Origin of the sequence: Acinetobacter sp. WC-743, assembly GCF_000335555.1 — a bacterium.
In the GTDB taxonomy this organism is placed as follows: domain Bacteria; phylum Pseudomonadota; class Gammaproteobacteria; order Pseudomonadales; family Moraxellaceae; genus Acinetobacter; species Acinetobacter bereziniae.
The window spans coordinates 1-5,765 of the sequence record NZ_AMFQ01000130.1 but is presented as its reverse complement, the minus strand read 5'-3'; the positions used below and the strand labels follow the sequence as shown (position 1 = coordinate 5,765).

The 5,765-nt window shown below is 36.4% G+C and carries 6 protein-coding genes and 2 pseudogenes; 6 read left to right on the top strand and 2 right to left on the bottom strand.

Translation table 11 applies throughout. The annotated features are described in order from the left end of the window. Positions 1–413 (top strand): annotated as a pseudogene (locus ACINWC743_RS19680) (hypothetical protein); the annotation flags it as partial. A gap of 132 nt (positions 414–545) precedes the next feature. Here the strand turns inward: ACINWC743_RS19680 and ACINWC743_RS24385 are convergent. Both ACINWC743_RS24385 and ACINWC743_RS19675 read right to left on the bottom strand, forming a co-directional pair. Further along, positions 546–713, bottom strand: a complete 168-nt coding sequence (locus ACINWC743_RS24385) for a hypothetical protein (RefSeq protein WP_009586663.1) — start codon at positions 711–713, stop codon at positions 546–548. A gap of 16 nt (positions 714–729) precedes the next feature. Beyond that, the gene (locus tag ACINWC743_RS19675; RefSeq protein WP_009586666.1) at positions 730–1,002 is read right to left on the bottom strand and encodes a hypothetical protein; all 273 of its coding nucleotides are present in this window, start codon (positions 1,000–1,002) and stop codon (positions 730–732) included. 215 nt (positions 1,003–1,217) lie between these two features. Here ACINWC743_RS19675 and mobQ point away from each other — a divergent pair, with 215 nt between their 5' ends. From mobQ to ACINWC743_RS19650, 5 genes and pseudogenes are all read left to right on the top strand, one after another. Next, on the top strand, positions 1,218–2,171 hold the full coding sequence (gene mobQ / locus ACINWC743_RS19670; RefSeq protein WP_035301481.1) for a MobQ family relaxase: 954 nt from the start codon (positions 1,218–1,220) through the stop codon (positions 2,169–2,171). Next, positions 2,168–2,638 (top strand): hypothetical protein, encoded by a 471-nt coding sequence (locus ACINWC743_RS19665; RefSeq protein ID WP_005264961.1) that lies wholly within the window; start codon positions 2,168–2,170, stop codon positions 2,636–2,638. Before mobQ ends, ACINWC743_RS19665 begins: the two co-directional genes overlap by 4 nt. A 431-nt stretch (positions 2,639–3,069) precedes the next feature. Then, a complete protein-coding gene (locus ACINWC743_RS19660; RefSeq protein ID WP_009586665.1) occupies positions 3,070–3,579 on the top strand; it encodes a hypothetical protein in 510 nt (169 codons plus the stop codon). Positions 3,580–4,506: 927 nt separating this feature from the next. Next, entirely contained in the window at positions 4,507–5,445 is a 939-nt protein-coding gene (repM, locus tag ACINWC743_RS19655) for a replication initiation protein RepM (RefSeq protein ID WP_009586662.1), read from the top strand. 34 nt (positions 5,446–5,479) lie between these two features. Continuing rightward, positions 5,480–5,765: pseudogene (locus tag ACINWC743_RS19650) on the top strand (hypothetical protein); the annotation flags it as partial.

The following is a 5,765-nucleotide window of genomic DNA, read 5'->3' as shown; positions in this document are numbered from 1 at the left end:
AGGATCAATCAGATAATCCGCTGAGAAAGATTTTCTTCTTTACATCTTTGGCATTTTATCAACCAGAAATTCCGGATACCCCATTTTTTTTAATCTGTTTGACCTCACTTTATTTGGCTTTAACTTTTATTTTTGTATGTTTGGCATCAGGAAAGCTTTTTTCTTGCCTACAGGTAAAGGAAGTATTTCAAGTAAATACTGGTGACCAAATGATTGATTATTTTCAGAATAATAAGATTGCTACTGTTTACCTTGGTTTAGCTCATCACTATAAACAAGTTATCATGTCATATACTGAAAAAAATGATGAAAAAGCAAACTTATTACATAAAGCTTTTGACTATATTCAATTAGCTGGAGCTAGTTTAGTTATTGTGATAATACTGATTATATTAGGAAAATTTTTAGGATAATGTAAATGAGTAATCCAGAGCCTAAACCCGAATACGTTCCACCACCACCACCTGTTCGAGATCAACTTACAACAGACTTACCAAAACCTAAGTGATTCAAAATTTCAAAAATAGAGACAAAAATGGCTGAAGCTAAACCCGAATATGTTCCACCACCGCCACCTGTTCGAGATCAGAAAGGAGTAAAGTAATGTCTAAAAATACTGAAGCTAAACCTGAGTATGTTCCGCCACCACCGCTCATAAAAATAGGTGATTCAAAAGGTAATAAAAAGTAATCTTCTAAGTAGACGGATTCCACTGTCTACTTAAAATTTTTAATTTAAATCGAATAATTTTCTGTCTCTTTCCTCAGTTAAATATTCATCAAGTTCAGCCAATATTTTTTCTTTATTGGCTTCATTCGCCTGCATTTTCTTAATCAAATAAGAACCGAGCAAAATTTTGCGTCGAGTATCGTCCTTTCTTTCTTGCTCTTTTTTCTTCGATTTTTCTCTAGCTTCGATAGCCTGTTTACGAGCCTTTAGCTGTTTCAGTTTTTCTAACTGGGTTTCTATTTTTTTTTCGAGAATTTCAGCAGTTTTTGTCATGATTCAGATTTCGGGATATAGAAAACCACTCAAGCATAAGGCCCTATGAATTGGAATTCAAGCGGGCTATATGCTATCGTGTTTTTCATGAAATGCGCACTTACGACTTGGATTTCATCCAAGTCAAAGTTTGCGTAAGGGGAATCCCCTTAACCCCAAAAAACTGCTACGCAATTTTTTTAAAAGCAAAAGCAAAACCATCACAAGGATAAGGCATGGCAATTTATCACTGTACGACTAAGACCGTTAACCGAAGTTCGGGACGAACTGCGGTAGCATCTATGGCCTATCGTGCAGGAGAAAAATTGACAGATGAACGGACAGGATTAACACACGACTTTACGAGAAAAGAAGGTGTGGCTTACACCGAAATTATCTCGAACTTAGATACTCAAATTGATCGTGCTGAACTCTGGAATCTGGCGGAAAAAATGGAAAACCGTAAAGATGCTAGAACCGCTAGAGAATGGGTTATTGCTTTACCTGATGAATTGAATGAAGAACAACGCAAGGAACTTGCTAAAAACTTTGCCAAGTCCTTAGTAGATCGCTATGGCGTAGTTGCAGATTTAGCGATTCATGCACCCAGCAAAGGTGGAGATGATAAAAACCATCATGCACATATCTTGCTGACAACTCGCAAAGCAGAATTAGACACTGAAAATAAATTGGTCCTCACTCAAAAAGCGGAAATCGAGCTAAGTAACACCAAAAGAAAAAGCCTAGGCATGGGAACAAGCCAGGAAGAAATCAAGCAGATTCGAGCCACCTGGGCAAACCTTGCAAATTACGCCCTGGACAAAGCAGGGTACAAAGAAAAAATAGACCATCGTAGCTATGCCGAACAAGGTAACGGCCTACAAGCCACCATACATGAAGGCAGCAAGGTTACTCAATTACGCAGGAAGGGCATAGATACTGAAGTTAGCCGTTTCAATGACAACATCAAACAGCAAAACAGTCAGCAGCTCCAATACAAAGAACCCAAAAAGGAAAAAATCCTAGAACAAGGCTTCAGCCGTGTTGAAAAGGGTTTCGAGCAATGGAAGAAAGATCAGGAAGCTAAACGCTTACAACTGGAACATCAGCAGCAGTTAAAGCTACAGCAAGAAAGAGCCATGAAGCTGAAACAACGCAAAAGCATGAATAGAGATGGGCCTTCCTTATGAGCAATCAAAACGACTTAGACGACCAGTTATATATTTTATTGGCTTCCATGAAGGAATACAGAGAAGCCATAGCAGACGATAAGAAGCGATTAGAGACGTTTTACACCCAAGTAGCTAGTGGGGTTCTGGATAAAGCCGAAAAGTCGCTACAGGAGACAAATAAACAGGCTATAGGGGCATTAAAGAGCCGTATTCAGGAACTAGACAAAGCAACCAGCCGTCTTAACTATCAATTCATTGCCGTGTTTGCCAGTGCATTTGTAGCGTTGGTGATGGTGTTGTTCTTGGCATTATTTTTATTTGTACCAAGTATGGATGAAATCCAGCAGCGCAGATCGGAAGTAAACAACCTGAAAAAATACAGTTTAGACCTATCAAAATGTGATGGGAAAACATGCGTTCGAGTTATAAAAAAACAGTGCGGCTATGGGAAAAATGCTGATTATTGTGTGATTGACCCTAAATAATTACGGTTCGGTACTTTGCTTTGCTCCTTTCATTACAAATTAACTTTTAGCAGGCGCAAAGTGGCTCGACTTTCAACTATGGCTAAAGCCAAATTTCAAAGTGTCGAGCTTTAAGCGTATTTTTTGGCTAAAAATAAATGTAATAATATGTAATTAAATTCCTAACTGGACGACGGGATCACAGGATTACTTAGATTACGGAGGACAGATTACGAAGATTACTGGATAACGTAAAAATAATTTAAAAACAAGTATTTAACATTGATTTTTGTAATATATATTACACATATACTATTTACTAAGATTTTTCATTACCATTCGATAAATTATTATGTATATTAAATTTCTAATAAAAATATTGAAAGATCAGGATAAACCCACTTAACCAACTTCTCACGACATATTAAATATTTGATTTTCAAGGAGTTTTTATGGAAAATAAAGATGTTGCCGTAAAAAGTAAGCCATCTAAACCAGCGGCTAAAAGGCTAGCGTTAAGAACGCGAATCTTTGGCAGTTTAGAGGATGTCGAGCTTTGGCATCGAGGTACTGATGATGGGTATATCCACTTACCACGGATTTTACCTTTAGTAGTAAACATTATTGATGCTTTAACAAAAGGGAAGCCAGCAGGACAAACATACTTAGCATTATGGTGTCGTAACTATGATGAGATGATTGTGGATGTCACTGATGAAGCCTCTTTGGCTTATGAATCAGGTTTTTATAGTGAAAGACGAGTGACGACTTGGCAACAGAGAATGCAGTCACTTCATGATTTAGGGTTTGTTAAAGCACATAAAGTTGGAAATCGTTATCAGTACGTATTAATGCTTCATCCAATTCATGCGATCAAAGCTCTCTATGCCGAGAAGAAGATCCAGCAAGAAATGTATGAAATTTTTGAACATAGAGCCTATGAAGTAGGAGCACTTAAATGAAGTTAAGTTTTGAAAACAAAGGCGTTGGGGGGGACAGTAATGTCCTAGATATAACATTACGAAGGGAGGGTGATTATGAGCGAGCTCATTCACGCGATCTTAGTAGATATGCCAGTCGATATGTGGATAGCTATCTATCTTCTGGCATGGAGAACTAAGATTACGATAACAATTACACACAACCAATAACTAATATTCTTGCAGGAATAAAAGTTAGTAGATAAGGAGGTGAAAATTGAAGAAGGCGAGTCTGACCACTCGTCTTTTTCTATATTAAAACAGTAGAATTAATTATTTAACCCCCTGTTTTAAATAATACATTTCAGTCCGAATTCTTGTATTACACCTGATATATTTTAAACCCAATTATTTTTATTAACCGAGCGAGTGTCTACGAGCGACCACCTGACATCAAAATTCATGCGTTTTTCCCTTTGATTACAATTAATCCCTTTTGCTTAGTAAAGGGATCAACAGAGCAAAGCGACTGTACTTCAGTTGATTCAAGATTGAGCGAAGCGAAGATAAAGCTTCTGAGCGTAGCGAAGGCATAGCTTCTTTTTGCTTCTTTTTTTAAATTCTCAGTTCTTCTTTGAAAAAACAGGCCCTCAACCGAGCTTTAGCGAGGTTAAAACGTCCGAGCTTTAGCGAGGGCATAGGGCTGTTTTTCATGACTGTTTAGGCTTTTATATATATTTTAAAGCTTTTAAATGCTTTTAAGCATGCTAAAAGCCTTTCTACAAAAGGCATCTAGCGCTCATAAAGGGACATTTAGTCGGTTATAAAGGGACATTTAGTCGGTTATAAAGGGACATTTAGTCGGTTATAAAGGGACATTTAGTCTTTATAAAGGGACATCATAAGTATTGACCCTATAGTGACTTCAATTTACAATGTCCATATTATAAGTAACAATATAATCTGATTATGAAAAATGAGCTTGTTGTGAAGGATAATGCGTTAATTAATGCTAGTTATAACTTAGAAGTAACTGAACAGCGTTTAATACTTTTAGCAATTCTTAATGCAAGAGAAACAGGCAACGGTATTACAGCCGATAGTAAGTTAGAAATACATGCAAAGGACTATGCTAGCCGCTTTGATATAAGCAATGATGGAGCTTACAAAGCATTAAAAAATGCTGTTTTAAACTTATTCGATCGACAGTTTTCTTTTAAAGAACAAGATAAGAAAGGGAATGTAGGTACAGTAAAATCAAGATGGGTAAGCCGTATTAAATATATTGATGATTCGGCCACACTAGAGATTACGTTTGCGCCTGATGTAGTACCACTAATTACAAGACTTGAGCAACATTTCACAAGTTATCAACTTAAACAGGTCAGCCAACTTACAAGTAAATACGCGATCCGCTTATATGAGCTTTTAATTGCATGGCGTGAAGTTGGTAAAACTCCAAAAATTGAATTAGAGGATTTTAGAAGCAAAATTGGTGTTGAAGATACTGAATACACAGCTATGAATGACTTTAAAAAACGTGTATTAGAGCCAGCTATTAAGCAAATTAATAAATATACAGACATTACTGCAACATATGAGCAGCATAAAAAAGGGCGCTTAATTTCAGCGTTTTCATTCAGCTTTAAGCAAAAGCACCAACCAAAAATTGAAAATATTGTTGATCTTAAAAGAGATCCAAATACACCTGATTTCTTTATCCAAATGACAGATGCTCAACGACATTTATTTGCAAATAAACTCTCTGAGATGCCGGAAATGAGTAAATATTCTCAAGGGACAGAAAGCTACCAACAATTTGCTATCCGTATCGCTGACATGCTTTTAGAGCCAGAAAAATTTAGAGAGCTTTACCCAATTTTAGAAAAGTCTGGATTCAACCCATGAGAAAAAGAGCAAGTAACATAGTGAAAGAGGAAGTATGAGCGAAGTAGATATAAGCAAATATGCAGCTTTATATGAATACCAAAAAAATCAATTTTCGATAGTAAAAGGACACTATGAAAAACTAGAAGATAAAGCTACTAAGTATTTAACATATTTATCTATTTTTATTACTGCCTTTTCTTTATTAGCAAAATACTATTTCATAGATACAAATATTAAGGCTCCATTTTTTGGGTATACGGATTTAATGGTTGATGGGGCACCTTTACCCCACCAACCTGATACCATTATCAGATGGTTGATAGATCGACTCCGTAGTT

What these genes read in the sequence shown, in the direction of transcription:
- mobQ (WP_035301481.1), top strand. Translation starts at nt 1,218, where the DNA reads ATGGCAATTTATCACTGTACGACTAAGACCGTTAACCGAAGTTCGGGA.
- ACINWC743_RS19660 (WP_009586665.1), top strand. Translation starts at nt 3,070, where the DNA reads ATGGAAAATAAAGATGTTGCCGTAAAAAGTAAGCCATCTAAACCAGCG.
- ACINWC743_RS19665 (WP_005264961.1), top strand. Translation starts at nt 2,168, where the DNA reads ATGAGCAATCAAAACGACTTAGACGACCAGTTATATATTTTATTGGCT.
- ACINWC743_RS19675 (WP_009586666.1), bottom strand. Translation starts at nt 1,002, where the DNA reads ATGACAAAAACTGCTGAAATTCTCGAAAAAAAAATAGAAACCCAGTTA.
- repM (WP_009586662.1), top strand. Translation starts at nt 4,507, where the DNA reads ATGAAAAATGAGCTTGTTGTGAAGGATAATGCGTTAATTAATGCTAGT.